Genomic DNA, 18465 nt, shown 5'->3' with positions numbered 1-18465 from the left:
CTCCCCCCCCCCTCCCCCTTCTCCCCCCCCCCCCCCGCGACAATTTCTTTCGAATGTCCTGGCCCCAGGGTGCGTCTGAGGCGGCGCCGGCGGGCCAAGGTTTTGACCTCTTGCGGAACACGCTGCCGATCGAACCCGTGCGCTGCGTTCGCCATCTGACAGGGGCGGTTCTGGGCTGCGTCGCGCTATTCACCGCCGCCCCCACATTTGCGGATAGCGACGGCCAGTCATCCGCGCAGTCCCCCGCCTACGAAGTCTCTCCGCTCATCGTGCTTGGCGATCGCTACGGCGTGCCCGGCGTCCAGGCGGAGCGGACCCTCGACGAGGCGGCGATCGCCGCCTACGGCCTCGAAACCATCAACGACCTGCTCGATCAGGTCGCCGCCGAGGGCGGTGAGGACGAGCCGCCGGTGATCCTGGTGAACGGCGAGCTCGAGGACGATGTCGGCGATATTCGCGACTATCCCGCTGAGGCCGTGCAGCGCCTACAGGTGCTGCCGCGAGGCTCCGCCGCCCGCGTGGGCGGCAGCGCCACGGCTCGGGTTTACAACGTTGTCCTGAAGCGCAGCTTCCACACCCGTGTCGGGACGGTCTCGGGCAAGGTGGCGACCGAGGGCGGCTGGAGCGAACAGGAAGGCGGCGTCACCTACACCCGCATCCAGCAGCCGAACCGCATCAACGCCACGCTTACCCTGCGCCAGTCCTCCAGCCTGCTGGAGAGCGAGCGCGGCCTTGCCCAGCCCTCGCTTGCATCGCCCTTCGACCTGCGCGGCAACGTCGTGGCCGACCCACGCACCTTCCGCAGCGAGATCGACCCAGTCCTCAGCGCCCTCGCAGGGCGAATGGTGACCGTCGCGCCGGTCCCGTCGGCGCCGCCGTCAGGGCTGGCCGACTTCCTGGGCGGGGCTCCGAACGTCACCGAGGTGGGGCGATTTCGCACGCTCCGCCCCAAGAGCGAAGGCGTCGAGTTCAACGTCTCGGCCCACCAGCGCCTGACCGAGCGGGTCAGCGCGGCGCTCACCGGCCGGGCGAGCTATCGGCAGGACGCCTATCTTTATGGGCTTCCCTCCGCGGTGCTTGTCGTGCCGGAGACCAATCCGTTCTCGCCATTTTCGGCAGACGTGGGCCTGGCCGTCTATGGCCGAACGCCTTCCTCGCAGCGCAGCCGCTGGAGCACAGCCACGCTGAACGGGACCTTGAGCGCGCGCCTGGCGTCGGAGTGGCAGGGGACCGTGGCCGCACGATACCATCGGTCCGACTACCGCACCCGCAGCATGCGCCAGGCCTTCTCCGGCGCCGGACTCCGCATCGTGACCGATCCGGCGATCAATCCCTTCGCCGCCGATCTGTCCCCCTATACACCGCTTACGCGAGAATGGACCTTGTCGCGTAGTTCCACCGCCGAGGTCGAGGCGACACTGCGTGGTTCGCCTCTGGAACTTCCGGCAGGGCCGCTCCGGATTTCGGCTGGCGGCGAACTCGCCGAGCGCCGCGCCGAGGCCGAGGGTTCGCAAGGCGGCGGCGGCCGCGACCGGACGCGCCGCGAACGTGGAGGCAGGCTCGCGGTCGAGATCCCCATCACCAGCCGGGACAGGGACGTTCTCCCGTGGTTGGGCGACCTTTCGGTCAGCGGCGAATTCGCCGCAATCCATCATTCCGACTTCGGGGCTTTGGAGCGCTGGAGCCTCGGCCTGAACTGGTCGCCGACGCCCCGGCTGCGCCTGCACGCCAGTCGCGCCGACGAAGAGGAACCCGCCCGCCTGGACTTCCTGAGCAGCCCGGCGATCGCCACCACGGGCGTCCGCTATCTCGACGTCCTCACCGGCGAAACCGTGGAGATCACGACCCTCACCGGCGCCAACCCCGCCCTCGGCGCCGAGCAGGTGACCAAAGACAAGCTCGGCGTGACGCTCGTCGCGGTGAAGCGCCTGAACCTACAGCTTCGCGCCGAATATGCGGCGACGCGGCGGGAAGGCGCGGCCTCCAATCTCCCGCGCTCCAGCCTGGCGGTCATGGCGGCGTTCCCCGACCGTTTCGTAAGAGATGGCGAAGGTCGGCTGGTGCTGATCGACTTCCGCCCCATCGCCCTCGACCTCCAACGACACGAGCAGGTGAGTTGGGGCTTCAGCCTCGATGCGCCCTTGGGCGAAGCGCCGCCACCGCCCCGACCAGGTGCGCGGGCCGTCCAGCGCCTGCGCCTGCAGGTGTCCGCCGCCCACACCTACCACCTGACCAATGAGGTCGTGATCCGTCCCGGCCTGCCGGCGATCGACCTGCTCGACGGGGAGTCGCTGGGCTTCGGCGCGGCTCTGCCCCGCAGCCAACTCAGCGGGTCCGTCGGCTTGAGTCGGGACGGCGTGGGTCTGCAGGTCAGCGGAAGCTGGCGCAGCGGATCTCGCCTGAGGACGGGTTCCGGGGGCGCGAGCGAACTCACCTTCGATCCGATCGGCGTCATCAACCTCCGCGCCTGGGCCGACCTCAAGACGGCTTTCCCATCTTCCCCGTGGGCGCGCGGGGCGCGCATGACGCTTTCGGTCGCCAACCTGTTCGACGAGCGCCAGGGGGTCGCCGACGAGAGCGGCCGCACGCCTCTCGTATATCAGCCTGCCTATCGCGATCCGATAGGACGCACGGTTCAGCTTGAGCTGCGCAAGACGTTCTGAGCCCCGCTTACGGCGTGGCCCGCAGGGCCGTGGTCACCGTCACGTCGAAGGGGATCTTGAAGGCCGCTAGGCCCGGCACGCCGAATTCGGCCACATAGCGGGTGCTGAGCGTGGCGATGCGTCCGTTGGCGGTGTCGGTCTTGGTCAAGCTGACGGTCGTCTTCGCCGCGGCGAGTTCGTCCAGCCGGGAGGTCACGGCCGCCTGGAGCTGGCTTTGGGTCAGGGTCGGGTCGATCAGCAGGCCGCGGGCGGCGCTGTCCATCGCATAGCGGATCGAAGACAGGGTGTGCTGCGTCCAGCCGAATTGGTAGATGCCGAACAGCAGGGTCAGAAGCGCGGGCAGGACGAGCGCCAGCTCGACCGCCGTGGCGCCGCCCTCGTCGGTCGCGAAGCCGCCCCGTGATTTCTGGTCAGCGCACACGCACCACCTGTTCGGCGACGAGCGTCTTGACCACCGAACCCTCGACCGCGCCCGAACCGCGCAGGGTGACGTAGATGGCCGGCGGCTTGCTGGCCGAGCACATGGCGGTGCATTCCACCACCACATCGCCGCAGCGGCAGACGCGACTGGCGACGATTTCGCCGCCGGTCAGCTTGCGGCTCCAGGCCTCGGTGGCCGCGGCCACCGCCTTGGCGTCGTCGGTCCCGCCGTTGAGGTAGTATTCGGCCCCAACGCGAAGGGCGCTGGTCATGTCGCGGTGGCGCGAGCCGGTCTCCCAGACCATGAAGGAGGTCAGGGCCACGCCGGCGATGGCCGGGGTCACCAGGGCGAACTCCACAGCCGCCACGCCGCGCGCGTCGGACCGGAACTTTGCGATGACGTCGGAAAGTTTCATGCCGTCAGCCTCACCAGATTGAGTACGGGGATCTCGCTCATGCCGTAGGCGGAGCAGTCGGCGCTCACCGTGCCGTTGCCGGTCCACTCCACCGTACGGCCGACCACCTGGGTGCAGCCGTTGTCGCCCACGACGTTGCCTTGGAAGGCGACATGCTGATTGGCGAAATAGATGGAGCCGGTGAACTTCGACGTCGCATCGCCGAGGAACTTGTTGTCGCCGCCGCTGCTGTTGCGGTCGCCGAAGAACAGCATGCCGGAATAGGTTCCGCTGGTTGGCGCCGAGAGTTCGATGTGCGGCGTACCGTTGATCTTCACGCGACCTGCGCCGGCCAGATAGATCATGACCCCGTCGCCGATCACGCTCGCCGTCGAGTTCACGGCGAAGTCCCCTTCGAGGACGTAGACACCAGGCTGAAGCGTGACGTCGCCCTTCAGATCCATGCCGCTGCAGTAGCGACCAGGTTGGAGCGTCTTGGCCCCTTGCCCGTTCGGGACCGACTTGCACGACCCGGTCACCGGAGGCGCGGGGAGATCCTTATACGGATCGGCGACAGGCGGCGCCTGGGTCACCGGCGTATCGCATTGTGTCAGGGTCAACCCCGAAGTCGCCGTCACCCCGCCGCCGCTGATGGCGCAGTCGGTGGTGAGCTTCGACGAGCCCTGCACATTGACGGCGTTCGTCGCGATGGAATTGGCCATCACGCTGCAGCCGGTCAAGGTGGTCACCGAGCTGCCCGAGAACTTCGCCGCCTCGCCGATGGTCGGATGCAGAGCCAGGATGCAGGCGCTGGAAGCGGAGTTGTAGGTGGCCACCGCCCGGGCGGCGAAGGTCACCTCGCCCTCCACGAAGAAGGCGGTGAAGAAGCGCGGGGCGTTCTCGCGCAGGGTCACGGCCACCCGCCCGCCGTTGGGCAGGTTCTCCGGCGCCACCTCGATCGCTCCGCCCGCGGCGTCGAAGCCGTTCTGCTCGGCCGTCAGGCCGGCGACCTGCTCGATGACCGCAACGTCGCCGCCCGAGCGCTTCTCGATTGCGGCTGCGTGGGCCGCCGCATCGGCGGCCGCCTGCAGCCCGTTGCGCTTGATGTACCAGTAGCTGGTCTCGACGCCGAAGCCGGCGCCGGCGATGACCAGCGGCAGGGCGAGCGCGAACAGCACCGCGACGTTGCCTCGCCGATCCGCACGGAAGTGTTGAATGAGAGGGAGCCGCATGGTCCGCCCAGTTCCTGCCTGGGCATATTGGAAAACGGCGGGTTAAATTCCGAACTAAAGAAAACAATTAATTGGCGTAAACGGTAGAATAGCCGAAATTCAAATCTACTTTAATGTAATGAAATGCGCACTAATGCGCGTCCAAACGAAAGAACTCACAGAATAGTTCGGATAGAAGACCTGAAGGTCTCGAGGTCTCTTGCCGGAACATCGTTCTATGTTCTGGATTCCGGCCGCGGAGAGGCTAGTCGAAATTGAGCCGATAGCCCTGACCCGGCTCCGAGACCAGGAATTGCGGATTGGCGGAATCCGGCTCGATCTTACGGCGCGCCTGCCACGCCAGCACCCGGACGCGCATGATGTCGGCGTCGCTGGCCCGGCCCCAGATCGCTTCGATAATCTCCTCGTGGGTGACCGGTTCGCCGTTGGCGTCGGCCAGGATCCTCAGGAGCTCCGCTTCCTTGCCCGACAGCCGCACCGTCTGGCCGTCGATGATAGCCCGGCGGTGCTTGAAATCCACCTCCAGGCGCCCGGACCGCGCCTCCACCCGCCCCGCCTCGCGCCGGCTGCGAAGGGCCACCCGAATGCGGGCCATCAGTTCTCCGACGTCGAAGGGCTTCGCCACATAGTCGTTGGCGCCCTGGTCGAGGGCCAGGATCTTGTCCCGCTCGGACGTGCGGGCCGAAACCACAATGATCGGAATGTCGAAGGACGAGGCCCGGATCTTACGGATCACCTCCTGACCATCGATGTCCGGCAGGCCGAGATCGAGCAGGATCACGTCGAACGCCTGGCCGTGGGCCGCCGTCAGCGCCTCGCCGCCGGAGCGCACGCCTTCCACCCGATAGCCGGCGTAGATCAGGGTGGAGCACAGCATCCGAAGGAGTTGCTCCTCATCCTCCACCACCAGGACGGCGGCGCCGGGCGAGGCGGAGGCCGAGGCGGATGCGGCGGCTGCGGCGCTCATCGGCGCGTCTCCGCCCTCGCGGCCGGTGCGCCCGCGATGATCCCCGCATAGGTCGCCCTATGGATCATCGATGCCACGCTCCCGAACACACGCTCCCTCCGGGCCCGTCCGCCCGGCGGCCGCTTGCCTCTCCGCAAGACCACCGCCGAAGAGATTCGAACGAGCTAGGCTGTCATCTAAGTAACACCTCCACCCACGGTCAACTTTAATGGATCTTAATGTAATTAATTACGCCATAATATCACAAGAAAATTTCCATGCTCGAGGCGTCTTGAGACTAGTTTCCGAAGGTAATCAGTCTCCAACACCTCCGGAATGCGTGGAGGTCTTCCTGTGCCGAGAGGATTAAACGCGTAACCGCTAGATGTTCTGGAGGATGGCAATCGGCCGCAGCCGAACCTCGACGAGGCTGCCGCACGAGCGCGCTTGGGGAATGCGGTCAGCCGAGGCTCAGCCGGTAGCCGATCCCCGGCTCGGCCAGGATGAATTGCGGATTGGCGGGGTCCGGCTCGATCTTGCGCCGGGCCTGCCAGGTCAGGACCCTCAGGTGCATGATGTCGGCGTCGCCGCCGGCCCGGCCCCAGATCGCGTCGATGATGTCGTCGTGGGAGACCACCTCCCCGCGTGCCTCGGCGAGCAGGCGCAGAAGCTCGGCCTCCTTGCCCGACAGACGGATCGTGGCCCCATCTAGGGTGGCGCGGCGCCGTTCGAAGTCGATCTCGAGGCGTTTGGAGCTGACCGCGGCCATCCCCACCCCCTGGCGCAGCCGAAGCGCCACGCGGATGCGGGCCAGAAGCTCGCCTACGTCGAAAGGTTTCTGGACGTAGTCGTTGGCGCCCTGGTCGAGCGCGGTGATCTTCTCCGTCTCGGCGTTGCGCGCCGAGATAACGATGATCGAGGCCTTGGAAATGTCGCGCGCTTTCCGGATCACCTCCTGCCCGTCCAGGTCCGGAAGGCCCAGGTCCAGCAGCACCACGTCGTAGTCCTGGCCGGCCAGGTGCTCCAAGGCTTCGCGGCCGCTTCGGACCGCCTCCACCTCGTACCCTGCATAGACCAGCGTAGAGCGCATCATGCGAACCAGCTGCTCCTCGTCCTCCACCACCAGAATCCGGCCCTCGCTCATGCCGCCCTCGCCAGCGGAAGCGCGATGGAGACCACCAGGCCGGAGCCGGCGTCGGCGCGATTGCGCGCCTCCACCGATCCCCCCAGCTTCTCCGCCAGGCTGCGCACGATGTAGAGGCCGAGGCCCAGCCCCGGCGCGATCGCGCCCCGGCTTCGGTAGAAGCGCTCGAAGATGCGCGGCGCCGCGTCGGCCGGTATGCCGCAGCCTTGGTCGGCTATATCGAAGACGATACGATCGCCTTCGATCCGGCTGCGCACCTCGACGACCGAGCCCTCGGGGCTGAACTTGATGGCGTTCTCCAGCACGTTGCCGAAGATCTGCGACAGCAGGGACGCGTCGGTCCGCACCGGCGCCTGGTCGATCTTCACGTGCAGGAACCGCCGCGCGCCGCCCGCTTCGCCGAAGGTCTCCCAGACGTCGTAGATCAGCGGCTCCACCACCACGTCCTCGAACTTCGGGTGGATCGAGCCGGATTCCAGCCGCGCCACCGCCAGGAAGTTCTCCACATAGCGGTGCAGGCGGTTGGACTGTTCCTTGATGATCAGCAGCAGGTCGCGCCGGGCCGCGCGGTCATGCGGCTCGGGCAGGTTCAGGATGCTGGTCACAGATCCGATGATGCCCGCCAGCGGCGTGCGGAACTGGTGGGAGACGGCGTCCAGGAGGATGGTCCGCAGCTGCTCGGTGCGCGCCACGAACTCCATGTCGGCCTTCTCGACGCCCAGGCGGGTGCGCACGATGGTCGAGGCGCCGATGTCCACGAGGGCGGAGATCACGTCGTCGCGCATCGCGTGCCCCTTGGGCCCGGTCCAATAGACGGTCCCGACGTCGCGCCCGTCGGCCGCGAGCCGGCGGGTGCGCCAGCTGGGCGAAGGGCCCGCCCCGCCGGACCGCAAGGCCTCGTGGGTCACCGCACCCCCCTCGTCGGCCAGGCGGACCGAGCCATGCGGGTTGATCCCGGCGAGCGCGTCGAACAGGGCCTGCCGCACGTGCCCCTCGTCGGTGGTGGCCGCCAGGTCGCGGCCGGCGCGCACCATGATCTCCAAGGCCCGGCGCTCGCCTTCCAGCCGGTCGGCTTCGCGGCCGACCCACCAGCCCACGCCGGCGAAGACGGCGAACTCGAACAGCAGCACCGGCAGGCTGGCATGGGCCAGCTGCGGGCCTGCGGTCATCACCGCGTTCAGGGCGGCGACGCCCAGGATTCCCGCGGCCAGGCCGAACCGCGCGCCCAGCGTCGTGGCGACCGCCACCACTGCGCAGAGCAGCAGCAAGGCCGGCGCGGCGGCCCCCATGCTCTCCAGCATCAGCTGACCGATATAGGCGCCGACCCCGATCACGATGAGAGCGGCCAGCGCGCGCGGCCCTTCGCGGCGCAGGGGCTGGGCCGCCTCGTCGACGCCCCGCGCGCGGGCCAGGGCCCCGCCCAGGCTGCGGCTCCAGGCCGTCAGGCTCCGGTCCGGCGCTTCGCCCTCGTCCGCGGCCAGGCTCAGAGCCGTCAGCCGGTCAGTATAGACGCCAGCCGCCCAGACGCCGCCCATGAACAGCCCGACCAGAGCCGCGTCGCCCCAGGAGGTGATCTGGGCCGACAGGGCCTCGTCGCCGATGAAGAACCGAAATGCGGCGGCCGCCAGCAGCGCGGAGAACATGCCGATCACCATGCCGTAGAGCACGGCCGACAGCAGGACCGCCGCCAGGAAGACGATGATGATCTGATGGACGTGCAGACCGTGAAACAGCCAGACGGCGACGCCGGAGGCCGAGAGCACGATCAGCAGGGCGGCCAGCACCTGGCTGAGGACACGCTCTCCCGGCGCGCCAGCTCCACCCGGCGTGGTTGCGCCGCCCTCCGGTCGCCCTACCCTCTCTTCGGCCATCCCGCCCCCCGGCGTTCTCCAGAAGCCACCCTCGCCCCTCTTGGCCCAGCGTCAAGCTTCTCGCGAGCTCCGGTCAATTCGCCGCAACCGCGTGTTGCGAAACGGGCGCGCCGGACCCATTCGAAGACTTCGCAGCAAGCATGGCGCCAGCCGAAATCTCCACAAACCGACCGAGGAGCAAGGATCAGGGACAGGCTGAAACAGTCGGCGCCGCCGAGTCTCCTCGACGGCGCCTGGGCTGTCTACGCGTTTCCGGGGCCGCTGTGGCGAATCCCGTTCGCGATCTCCACAGGGGGTAGAGATTACGATCACGCATGTTCAGATATTGCGGATTCAAGCAATGGGTCAATATTAATTGTTTATAATATTCATAACGTAGGCCAAATTGCCGCACCGGTGACTTCACTTCACAGTGACATCCTGACGATGGGTGTGCTTGCAACTTACCTTAGAACAGATATGCCGACCGAACGCTTCACGGCACAGCCGTTCGTCCGCCGGCCGGGCCGCGCGGAATGGGCGCTCCAGGCTCGGAAACAGCTTCCGGCCGCGCCGTCGGAAGACCCGCTCTCTGCGGCGCGCGGCCTGATCAACGGGATCTTGCTCACCCTGGCGGTCGCCCTTGCCCTGGTGCTCGCCGCGAACCTCTTGCGATCGCTTTTTTGAGGGGCGCGCGATCTCGCAGACACCGGGGTCCGGTATGAGATCCCTTCGCGGTTGAAGATTTCGTCGCGACGACTACCGACATTGTAAAGTTTCACTCGCCTCGGCATAGTCTTTGCCTTGAGAACTTCGGCCGCGCAGTTCGGGCCGATCTTCGGGGGCTAAGGCTCGTGCCGCTGGGGCGCTGGAGAATCCCGCTTAAATTCGTCGCTGGCCTTCGGAACGACGGCGGGAACGTCAGCCCGCTGTTCGCCCTGCTTCTGGCGCCGTTGATCGGCGCCATCGGGTTGACCACCGAGGTCGCCACCTGGCGGCTCCTGAACCGCGCCATGCAGAACGCCGCCGACTCCGCCGCCTTGGCGGCGGCCGCCAACGGCGGCGAGACCTTCGCACTCGAGGCCGCCGCCGTCGCCGCCCGCTACGGCTTTCGCGACGGGGAGGACAACGTGTCCGTGACCGCTCTCGAAGGCCAGCCCTGCCCAGGCTCCGGCGACGAGGCCTGCTATCGTGTCACCATCAGCCGCGACGTGCCGATCAACCTCGTGCGGATGGTGGGCTATCGCGGGGACGTGGACCTCGGCGCGACCCGGGCCAAGACCGTGAGCGCCACCGCCCTGGCCAGCCCACGCGGCGCGGCGAGCGGCTATTGCCTGGTGGGGCTGGCCACGGGCGGCGACGTCATCCGGGTCGACGGCGGCGCCAGCGTCGACCTGGGCGGCTGCGACATGCGCGCCAACGGCGAGTTGACGTGCAACGGCGTCAATTCGGACCGGGGCGTGAACTATGGCGACGCCGGGCCGGCGGCGACCTCCGGCTGCGGCGTCGTACGGCGCGGCGGCATGCCGTTGCTGGCCGACCCGTATGCCGGCCTGACGCCGCCGCCGAACCCCTGCCATGAGGGCAACTCACCCAAGGCCGGCCCGCAAGACAACGTCGACGCCACCCGCCAGCTAGCGGGAAGCTACGACTGGAGCACGCCCAGGATCATCTGCGGCGACGTGAAACTCTCCGGGAACGTGACGGTCACGGCGCCCAACAGCGTGCTCATGATCGGCAACGGCCGGCTCGACCTCGCCGGCCATACGCTGCGGACCGCCGGGGAAGGCAGCCTGACCCTGGTGTTCGGCGGCACGACCGCAAGCTCCGGCTCCGGCTTCGAACACTATCCGATGAGCTCCGTCAGCGGCGGCGCGCTCGACATCGCCGCCCCGACCACTGGCCCCTATGCCGGCGTCGCCCTGTTCCAGGATCCGGCGCTGAACGGTTCCCGGAACAGGCTGGACTTCAGCTACGCGGGGAACCGCCCGGCCTTCAACGTCACCGGTCTGATCTATCTGCCGAACGCCAGGTTCCAGATCGCCGGCGCCATCAATCACCACACCGCCGGCCTGGCCTGCATCGCCGTGGTCGCCGACAAGATCCGCGTCAGCGGCACGGGCGCGATCTTCGCCGAGCCGACCCGGGACTGCGACCGCGCCGGCCTGATCCTGCCGCCGACGCCGGGATCGGGCCAGAGGCAGACCTTGGTGGAGTGATGGGCGCTATTTCCTCATCCCCGTTCCGGCGCCTGATCGGCGACGAGGGGGGCGCAGCCGCCGCCGAACTGGCCATCTGGGTCGGCGTGCTGATCGTGCCGCTGCTGAGCGCGGCGGACTTCGGCTACTATGTCTTCCAGCAGATGCAGCTCGACAACGCCGCCCAGGTCGCCGCCCAGGCGGGTTGGAAGGCCTGCGACAGTCCGGAGAAATGGCCGGCGACGGCGCCGGAGAGGTGCGTGGAGCTCGAGGAGGTGGTGCTGGCGGCCGCTCAGAGCACCTCGCTCGGCCAAGCCGTGACTCTCTCGCTCCCCATTGAGGAGGCTTATTACTGCCCCGACGAGGCCGGGGACCTGATCGAGGTGGGCCGGCCGCCCGATCCCAAGCCCGCCGACTGCTCGGCCGCCCCGACCAGTCCGGCCGAGACGCCCGGCGACTATATCCAGGTGACGCTCAGCTACGCCTACAGCCCGATCTTCCGAGGGCTTTCGCTGGCCGAGTTGCTGCCCAGCCCGATCACCCGCACCGCCTGGATGCGCCTGGAATAGCCATGCGCAGATCTCCTCTCCGCCGCCTGTGGATCGACAAGACCGGCGCCAGCGCGGCGGAGTTCGCCCTGGTTTTGCCGGCGATCGTCGTCCTGGGCGTCGGCGCCTTCCACCTGTGCTTCATGATCTACGCCGCCGTCAGCCTGCATTTCGCGGTGGAGGACGCGGCCCGCTGCGCGGCCGTGAAGACCGACATCTGCTCCAACGATCAGGCCATCCAGGCCTATGCCGAGAGCCGCTACGCTGGCCCGCGGATATCGCCTGTCTTCATCCCGGCGCTTGACGCCGACTGCGGCGAGTCCGTCTCAGCCAGCGGGACCTACCGGCTCGACGTTGGGCTGGCGCGGCTCGACGTCCCCCTCTCCGCCCAGGCCTGTTTCCCGGCGATGTCGGTGGCTGGAACCTGACCGTCAGCCGATCGGCGGCGGAAAGAAGCCGGTGGTGAAGGCGCCGGTAAGCAGGGCGCCGGCCGAAATCGCGACGCCATAGGGGATGCCGACGCCGGGTCCCGCGGTCCGGCCGCTTCGGGTGAGGCCGCGCATCACCCGCTTGGGCAGGAAGACCAGGTATCCGACGGCCACGGCCCCGCCGATCAGGGCGACGGCCGCTGCCAGGAACGGCAGGCGATCCACGCCGAAATAGAGCGCCACGGCCGCCAGCAGCTTCGCATCGCCGCCGCCCATGATCCCGAAATGGAAAAGGACGTAGCCGACGGCCAGCGCGATCAACCCCGCGCTGAGGCCCGACACCCAGTCGCTGGGCGCGACGCCCAGGAGCGCCGCCGCCGCATAGAGGGCGGCCAGGGCCAGGACCGTCCAGTTGTAGATCCGGCGGCGAGCCACGTCGGTCGCCGCGGCCAGGAGCAGCAGGACTGCAAAACCGGCGGCCCAGATCCCGTGGAGCAGGCCCGGGCTCAAGGCGCGCCGCCGGCCTTGAGCGCTCGAACCATGGCCAGATTCTCATAGGCGCGGCCGTAGGCGGCGCCCTTGGCCTCGATGGCGCGCTGGAACAGATCCTCGGCCGAATCCAGGTCGCCGCGCATGACGGCGGCGAAGCCGGCGTTGTTCAGCACCGCCGCCTGCTGGTCGCGGCCGGCCGCCGTGGTGGCGCGCGCATAATCGCCCCCCAGCGCCAGGGCCAGGCGCAGATTGGAGCGGGCCGGGGCCAGGGCCGGATCCCGGTCCAGGGCCGCGACGAAGTCCGCCGCCGCCTCGGCCAACCGCCCCTGTAGCAGGCGCGAATAGCCGCGGTTGTTGTGGATCACGGCCTCGCCATCGGCCGCCTTCAGGGCCTCCGCATAGGCCTGTTCGGCGCCGATCCAGTCCTGACGGCGATCGCACTCCACGCCTACGGCGTTCCAGGCTCGCCACAGGCTGGGATCAAGCGCCACGGCCTCCCGCAGCAGCGGCGCGGCCTCCCGGCTCCGGCCGAGCTGGGCCAGGGCCACGCCACGCCCCTGCAGGGCCTCGGCCCTCAAGCCCTGCGTCTGCTCAGCCAGGCCGAAACTCCGGGCGGCTTCTTCATAACGGCCGCGGGCCAGGTGCAGCTCGCCCGACCGCAGCATCAGCCGCGGGTCCCGCAGGCCCGCCGCCAGGCCGGCGTCGAGGATCCGCCCGGCGTCCACCAGGCGCTGTTCGGAAAGGGCGCGGTCGAACTCGGCGACCACCGCCTCGCCGTCGGGGCCCGCCGCCGCCTTGCCGCGGGAGAACACGCCCGCCTCTGCCGACGAAACCCCGATCGCTAGGCAGATCAACGCCGCCGCCGTGCTACGGGCGAACCCGGTCCGGATCGTCATAACCCCTCCTGCGACTGAGGCCGCGCCGCGGCGGCCAAGCGTTCGCGCCGGCCCTGCAGGGCCGCCGAATAGGCGAGATTGGCGGCCACGACGCGTGAGTCCGGCTCCCGCGCCAGGGCCAGCTCGTAGTACCGCCGAGACAGATCGAACCGCCCAAGCTTGTCGTAGACGACGCCCAGGGCGTTCAGCACCCGCACGTCCTGCGGCGCCCGGGCGCGGGCAAGCTGCAGCAGGTCGAGCGCCAGGCCATAGTCCCGGGTCAGGATCGCGGCCTTGGCCCTGGCGTAGAGGCGGTCGACCGGCGTTTCGGCCGCCAGTTCCGCTCCGCCGCGCAGGGCCTGCCGCACGTCCGGCGCCTCGGCCCGCGGTTCGTCGCCAAGACGCAGGACCAGGTCCCTGACCGAGGCGCAGCCCGCCAGAGGCGCAGCCAGCAGAAGCGCGACGGCGATCAGCCGGAAGGGCTTCATCCGCCCGCCCCTCGCAGCGCCGGCAAGCCGACCCGGATCACGTCGATGATCCCCGGCAGCAGCAGCGCCGTCATGATCACCGGCAGGATGCAGGCGACCAGCGGAATGGTCATGAGCACCGGGATGCGCATGGCCTTCTCCTCAGCGTTCATGAACCGGGTCTCACGCAGCTCCTTGGAATAGACCCGCAGCGTCTGGCCTATGCTGGCGCCCAGGGTGTCGGTCTGGATCAACAGGGCGGCGAAGGAGCGCACGGCCGGCACCGCGGTGCGTTCGCCCAAATTGCGCAGGGCCTCGGCCCGGGTGCGCCCGGCGCGGAGCTCCTGCGAGACGAGGTCCAGCTCCCGGGCGACGCGCGGATGCGATTCCCGCACCTCGCGGGCCACCCGCATGAAGGCCGCCTCCATGCCCAGCCCGGCTTCCACGCAGACCACCATCAGGTCGAGGGCGTCGGGGAACTGCTGCTCGAGCTCGGCCCGCCGAGCCTCGGCCAGCCTCTCCAGGAGCATCCGGGGCGCCACCAGCCCGGCCGCGCAAAGGGCGGCGGCGATGAAGGGCGTGAGAAGGCCGACCCCCCTTTCCCCGGTGCCCGGCCCGAGGAGGAAGATGGTGGGCAGGATCGTCGCAAGCCCAAAGCGCGCGATGGTGAACCAGACCGGCGCGGCCACACCCTCGAAACCCGCCTGAACCAGCAGGGTCCGTGTCCGGTCCTCGTCGGCGGCGTCCTGCAGGAACTTCGCCGACTGCACCCAGCCGAGAAACCCGCCGCGCACCTGGCGTTCGCGCAGCACGGCCACGCCACCCTCCGACGCCGACTCCTCTCGCCGCCGCAAGCGCCGGCTGATCTGCAGGGCGGTGGCGGCATGGTTCAGAACCAGCAGCGAGACGGCGAAGACCGCTCCGAAGACGCCGAGGAGGATCAGGGCCTGCATCGCGTCCGCCCCCCTAATACCTGAAGTTGACGATGCGGTGCATGATCGCCTGGCCGGCGCCGTAGAGCGCCGCCACCACCGCCACCACAGGCCAGAAGATCGGATCGTCGAACTTCGACACGTAGAAGCTCGGCTGGGTAATGAACATGAACGAAATCAGGAGGATCGGCAGAACGCTTAGCAGGGCGGCCGACATCCGCCCCTCGCTCGCCAGCGCCTTCACGCGCTTGCCAAGTGCGATGCGCCCGCGGATGACCGCCGCCAGGTTGTTCAGGATCTCGGCCAGGTTGCCGCCGGTCTCCGCCTGGATCGCCACGCTGACGGCGAAGAAATGGGCGTCGGGCGATCCGGACCGGCGCGCGAAGTTGCCCAGCGCCTCGCGGAATTCCACGCCATAGGTGGTCTCATCCACGATCAGCTCGAACTCGCGGGCGAGCGGATCGCCGAGTTCCTCAGTCACCAGCCGGACGGCCGAGATCACCGGATGGCCGGCGCGGAGGGCGCGCACGATCACGTCCAGGGCCAGCGGCAATTGGGTCTCCAGCAGCTTCAACCGCCGCCCGCGTCGCCGGGAGACCATCGCCCAGGCCGCCGTCGCCGCCAGGATCATGCAGCCGAGCAGCGAGATCAGGCTGTCGCGGAACTCGCCGCCGGCGCCGACCATCCGCATCACCGCGGTGGAGACGAGCCAAAGCCCGGCGCCGGCGCCCAGGGTGTAGGCGGCGAAGGCCTGGGGCGACACGGCGAGGTCGGCCTGGGCCAGCCGGCGCTCCAGCCCTACTCGCAGGGCGTGGAACGGCGAGGCGGCCGCGCCCCACCCTCCTTCTCGGATCAGCTCCGCCTGGGCGGTCGAGTGCGCCCCGCCCTGCCGCAGCCGCCGCGTCAGGCGCTGCTTCCGGTCGCGCGCGGCAAGGAAGCTGCTCAACAGGCCCTCGGCGGCGGCGGCGGCGGCGAGGAAGCCGAGAACCAGGGCCAGGGGAAGGAGGAGGTCGTCGAACATGGCGTCAGGTTGAGACCCGCCCCGGCGCGAAGATCTCCGGCGGCAGCTGAATGCCCCGCGCCGTCAGGATCTCCATGAACTTCGGCCGCACGCCGGTGGCTTCGAAGTCGCCCAGCACCTCCCCGTTCGGGCCGCGGCCGCGGCGACGGAACCGGAAGATTTCCTGCATGGAGATCACCTCGCCCTCCATGCCCACCAGTTCGGAGATCGAGACGACGCGGCGACGCCCGTCCTCGAACCGCTCGGCCTGAATCACCACCTGCAGCGCCGAGGCGATCTGGCCCCGCAGGGAGCGCGGCGCGATGTCGAAGCCGGCCATGCCGACCATCTGCTCCACCCGCAGGAGCGCGTCGCGCGGGGAGTTGGCGTGCACGGTGGTCATGGAGCCATCGTGGCCGGTGTTCATGGCCTGCAACATGTCGAAGGCCTCGTCGGCGCGTACCTCGCCTACGATGATCCGGTCGGGCCGCATCCGCAGGGCGTTCTTCACCAGTTCGCGCTGGGTGACCTCGCCTTTGCCCTCGATGTTGGACGGCCGCGTCTCCAGCCGCCCGACATGCGGCTGCTGCAGCTGCAGCTCGGCGGAGTCCTCGATGGTGATGATGCGCTCATGCTCGTCGATGTGAGCGGACATGGCGTTGAGCAGCGTCGTCTTGCCCGAACCCGTGCCGCCCGAGATCAGCACGTTGCGCCGCGCCTCGACAATGGCCTTCAGCACCTCGGCCATCTCCGCAGTGACGCTGCCCAGCGCCACCAACCGAGCCATGTCGATGGGCCGGGCGGCGAACTTGCGGATCGAGACCAGCGGCCCGTCCACCGCCAGCGGCGGTATGATGGCGTTGACCCGCGAACCGTCGCCTAAGCGCGCGTCGACCATCGGCTGGGACTCATCAACCCTGCGGCCCACCGCCGAAACGATCTTGTTCACGATGCGCAGCAGGTGGCGGGCGTCCTGGAAGCGCACGCCGGTGCGCTCGAGACGGCCGGCCCGCTCCACATAGATGGTCTCATGCGTGTTGATCAGGATGTCGGTGATCTCGTCGTCCTTGAGCAGCGGCTCCAGCGGCCCGAGCCCTAAGAGCTCGTCCAGCAGCTCGCCGACCAGCTGGTCGATCTGGCCGGGCGTCAGCAGGCGTTTCTCGTCGGCCACCAGGCCGATCACCGCCCGGCGCACCTCCATGCGCAGGGTTTCCCGGGGGGTCTGGTCGAGCGCGGCGAGATTGAGCATCTCCAGTAGCCGCTGATGCAGGCGCACCCTCAGGTCCAGGGTGTCGAACCCGGCGGCCGCCCTGACCTCCGGCCCGTCATTGGCGGGCAGCGCCGCCGGCTCTTTCCAGAAACTCATGGCGCGCTCCGCGCCCTCGCCGCCGCCTGGGGTGCGATCAGGGTGGCGAGTTCGCGCAGGGACCGCTCCAGCTGCGACCCACGCCGCAGCGCCCGGACGCTGAGCCCCTGGTTCACCGCACTGCCCATCAGCTTGCGGTCTTCCGCGATCTTCACGTCGAACCCCCGGCCGATGGCCGCCTCCACCGCGCGGAAACCGACTCCGGCGGCGGCCTCGGCGACGCAGCGATTGCAGATCAGACGCAGGGGGATGTGCGACAGGCCCTGGTCGGCCAGCTCCTGCAGCTGGCGGCGCACCAGGTGGGCGTGGGCGACGGAAAGCTCCGTGACGAGCAGGATCTGCCCGGCCTGGGCCAGCGCCTCGCGGGTCCAACTCGTCCAGGCGCCGGGCATGTCGATCAGCACCAGGTCGAAGTCGCGGCGCAGGGCGCGCAGCAGCGCCTCGATCGTCTGCGGCCGTACGGCTTCCAGGGGCATCAGTTCCCGCGGCGCGCCCAGCACCCGCACCCCGTCCGCGCTGGCCGCCATCAACCGGGCCAGCCCGCTCTCGGCCGGATCGCCGGTGGCGGCGAGCACGTCGGTCAGGGTGACGGTGCTGTCCACGTCCAGATAGAGCGCCTGGGCGCCGAACTGCACGTCCAGATCGACCACGCAGACCCGGCTGGCGCCCTCGGCGGCGGTCAGGGCGGCGAGCTGCGCGGTCAGGGCGGAAGCCCCCACCCCGCCGCCGGCCTTCATCACCGCGACGACCGCGCCGGCGCCCGCCTCGGGCGGCCGCTGCGGGACGGCCGCCAGCGTGGCGAGCAGACGCTCGAGCGAGACCGCCAGGGCCGTCTCCGAAAGCGGTGCGGCCAGGACGTCGGCGGCGCCGGCGCGCAGCAACCGCCGGGAGACCGCGACGTCGGGGCTGCTCAGGAAGACGATCACCCGCCGAGGTGGATTGGGCTCCTGCAGGACGGCGACCAGCCGGTCCGCTGCGCCGGGCGCGGCGGCGTCCAGGGCCAGGATGAAGGCGTCGGCCCGGGTGACCGCCAGTCCCGCCAAGCCCCCGGACAAGGGATCGAACGCGATCTGCGGGAACTGGGCGGCGAGTGAGGCGGGGGGCGGCGCGCCGTCGAAGGCCGCCACGTCGTAGGCCACGCGCACCACGGCCTCCCGCGCCACCGGCGCCGGCGGCTCCAGGATCGGTTCGGACTTGCGGCGCGCGAAGATCATCGCCGCGCTCCGGAGCCGGCCTCGGCGGAGGACGAGCCGACGCCGCTCGCGCCCTTGCCGGCGACGGGGGTCACCCGCCCGCTGTTGTAGCGTTGCTGGGCGCCCACCGTGCGTTCGCCCGCGCTGGCCGGGGGGGTCTCCCGGGCATAGGCGGCGTCCGGGTCGGCGACCTGGGCCGCACGGGTCTGGGAGGTGCTGGTCCCGAAGCCAGGCGAGAGGTCCCCCTGCGCCTGGACGCAAGCCGCCAGCGGGAGGAGGAGGGTCAGGACGGCGATGGGGCGGCAAGCACGCATCG

General features: G+C 69.4%; 19 protein-coding genes. 5 read left to right on the top strand and 14 right to left on the bottom strand.

The features are described from left to right. Positions 1-269 precede the first annotated feature (269 nt). Entirely contained in the window at positions 270-2663 is a 2394-nt protein-coding gene (locus ACK41C_RS19480) for a hypothetical protein (protein ID WP_409657998.1), read from the top strand. A 7-nt stretch (positions 2664-2670) separates the two neighbouring features. On the opposite strand, the gene ACK41C_RS19475 is transcribed toward ACK41C_RS19480, so the two are convergent. The 6 genes from ACK41C_RS19475 to ACK41C_RS19450 form a co-directional block, all read right to left on the bottom strand. Then, the gene (locus ACK41C_RS19475; RefSeq protein ID WP_409657995.1) at positions 2671-3084 is read right to left on the bottom strand and encodes a TadE/TadG family type IV pilus assembly protein; all 414 of its coding nucleotides are present in this window, start codon (positions 3082-3084) and stop codon (positions 2671-2673) included. Beyond that, the gene (locus ACK41C_RS19470; RefSeq protein ID WP_409657992.1) at positions 3074-3499 is read right to left on the bottom strand and encodes a TadE/TadG family type IV pilus assembly protein; all 426 of its coding nucleotides are present in this window, start codon (positions 3497-3499) and stop codon (positions 3074-3076) included. The genes ACK41C_RS19475 and ACK41C_RS19470 overlap by 11 nt, the downstream gene beginning before the upstream one ends. After that, positions 3496-4710, bottom strand: coding sequence for a pilus assembly protein TadG-related protein (locus ACK41C_RS19465; RefSeq protein ID WP_409657989.1), 1215 nt, complete (start codon positions 4708-4710; stop codon positions 3496-3498). The genes ACK41C_RS19470 and ACK41C_RS19465 overlap by 4 nt, the downstream gene beginning before the upstream one ends. 244 nt (positions 4711-4954) lie before the next feature. After that, positions 4955-5677 carry a response regulator transcription factor gene (locus ACK41C_RS19460; RefSeq protein WP_409657985.1) on the bottom strand — a complete coding sequence of 241 codons (723 nt, stop codon included), beginning with the start codon at positions 5675-5677 and terminating at the stop codon, positions 4955-4957. A 439-nt stretch (positions 5678-6116) separates the two neighbouring features. Beyond that, complete coding sequence (locus ACK41C_RS19455) at positions 6117-6800, bottom strand: response regulator transcription factor (protein ID WP_409657982.1); 684 nt, start codon at positions 6798-6800, stop codon at positions 6117-6119. After that, positions 6797-8671 (bottom strand): ATP-binding protein, encoded by a 1875-nt coding sequence (locus ACK41C_RS19450; RefSeq protein WP_409657979.1) that lies wholly within the window; start codon positions 8669-8671, stop codon positions 6797-6799. Before ACK41C_RS19450 ends, ACK41C_RS19455 begins: the two co-directional genes overlap by 4 nt. A gap of 459 nt (positions 8672-9130) precedes the next feature. On the opposite strand from ACK41C_RS19450, the gene ACK41C_RS19445 reads away from it, so the two are divergent. From ACK41C_RS19445 to ACK41C_RS19430, 4 genes are all read left to right on the top strand, one after another. Continuing rightward, on the top strand, positions 9131-9337 hold the full coding sequence (locus ACK41C_RS19445; protein WP_409657976.1) for a hypothetical protein: 207 nt from the start codon (positions 9131-9133) through the stop codon (positions 9335-9337). A gap of 167 nt (positions 9338-9504) precedes the next feature. Next, positions 9505-10869, top strand: a complete 1365-nt coding sequence (locus tag ACK41C_RS19440) for a pilus assembly protein TadG-related protein (RefSeq protein WP_409657973.1) — start codon at positions 9505-9507, stop codon at positions 10867-10869. Continuing rightward, positions 10869-11417, top strand: a complete 549-nt coding sequence (locus ACK41C_RS19435) for a TadE/TadG family type IV pilus assembly protein (RefSeq protein ID WP_409657970.1) — start codon at positions 10869-10871, stop codon at positions 11415-11417. Before ACK41C_RS19440 ends, ACK41C_RS19435 begins: the two co-directional genes overlap by 1 nt. A gap of 2 nt (positions 11418-11419) precedes the next feature. Further along, the gene (locus tag ACK41C_RS19430; RefSeq protein ID WP_409657967.1) at positions 11420-11824 is read left to right on the top strand and encodes a TadE/TadG family type IV pilus assembly protein; all 405 of its coding nucleotides are present in this window, start codon (positions 11420-11422) and stop codon (positions 11822-11824) included. 3 nt (positions 11825-11827) lie between these two features. Here ACK41C_RS19430 and ACK41C_RS19425 read toward each other — a convergent pair whose 3' ends face one another. Genes ACK41C_RS19425 through ACK41C_RS19390 form a run of 8 tightly spaced genes read right to left on the bottom strand, consistent with a single transcriptional unit; the run spans position 11828 to position 18463 of the window. After that, positions 11828-12334 (bottom strand): prepilin peptidase, encoded by a 507-nt coding sequence (locus ACK41C_RS19425; protein WP_409657964.1) that lies wholly within the window; start codon positions 12332-12334, stop codon positions 11828-11830. Beyond that, positions 12331-13212, bottom strand: a complete 882-nt coding sequence (locus ACK41C_RS19420; RefSeq protein ID WP_409657962.1) for a tetratricopeptide repeat protein — start codon at positions 13210-13212, stop codon at positions 12331-12333. Before ACK41C_RS19420 ends, ACK41C_RS19425 begins: the two co-directional genes overlap by 4 nt. Then, positions 13209-13679, bottom strand: a complete 471-nt coding sequence (locus ACK41C_RS19415) for a tetratricopeptide repeat protein (protein ID WP_409657959.1) — start codon at positions 13677-13679, stop codon at positions 13209-13211. Before ACK41C_RS19415 ends, ACK41C_RS19420 begins: the two co-directional genes overlap by 4 nt. Continuing rightward, entirely contained in the window at positions 13676-14611 is a 936-nt protein-coding gene (locus tag ACK41C_RS19410) for a type II secretion system F family protein (protein ID WP_409657956.1), read from the bottom strand. Before ACK41C_RS19410 ends, ACK41C_RS19415 begins: the two co-directional genes overlap by 4 nt. 13 nt (positions 14612-14624) lie before the next feature. Then, positions 14625-15611, bottom strand: a complete 987-nt coding sequence (locus tag ACK41C_RS19405; RefSeq protein ID WP_409657953.1) for a type II secretion system F family protein — start codon at positions 15609-15611, stop codon at positions 14625-14627. A gap of 4 nt (positions 15612-15615) precedes the next feature. Then, positions 15616-16956 carry a CpaF family protein gene (locus tag ACK41C_RS19400; protein WP_409657950.1) on the bottom strand — a complete coding sequence of 447 codons (1341 nt, stop codon included), beginning with the start codon at positions 16954-16956 and terminating at the stop codon, positions 15616-15618. Further along, on the bottom strand, positions 16953-18170 hold the full coding sequence (locus ACK41C_RS19395; RefSeq protein ID WP_409657948.1) for a CpaE family protein: 1218 nt from the start codon (positions 18168-18170) through the stop codon (positions 16953-16955). Before ACK41C_RS19395 ends, ACK41C_RS19400 begins: the two co-directional genes overlap by 4 nt. Beyond that, positions 18167-18463: a hypothetical protein gene (locus tag ACK41C_RS19390; protein ID WP_409657945.1), complete on the bottom strand. Its 297-nt coding sequence runs from the start codon at positions 18461-18463 to the stop codon at positions 18167-18169. Before ACK41C_RS19390 ends, ACK41C_RS19395 begins: the two co-directional genes overlap by 4 nt. Positions 18464-18465: the final 2 nt, after the last annotated feature.

The sequence above is a fragment of the Phenylobacterium sp. genome, from assembly GCF_046290725.1.
Classification (GTDB): domain Bacteria; phylum Pseudomonadota; class Alphaproteobacteria; order Caulobacterales; family Caulobacteraceae; genus Phenylobacterium.
Note: the sequence above shows the minus strand (reverse complement) of the source record. Positions and strands in the feature narration are given on the sequence as shown.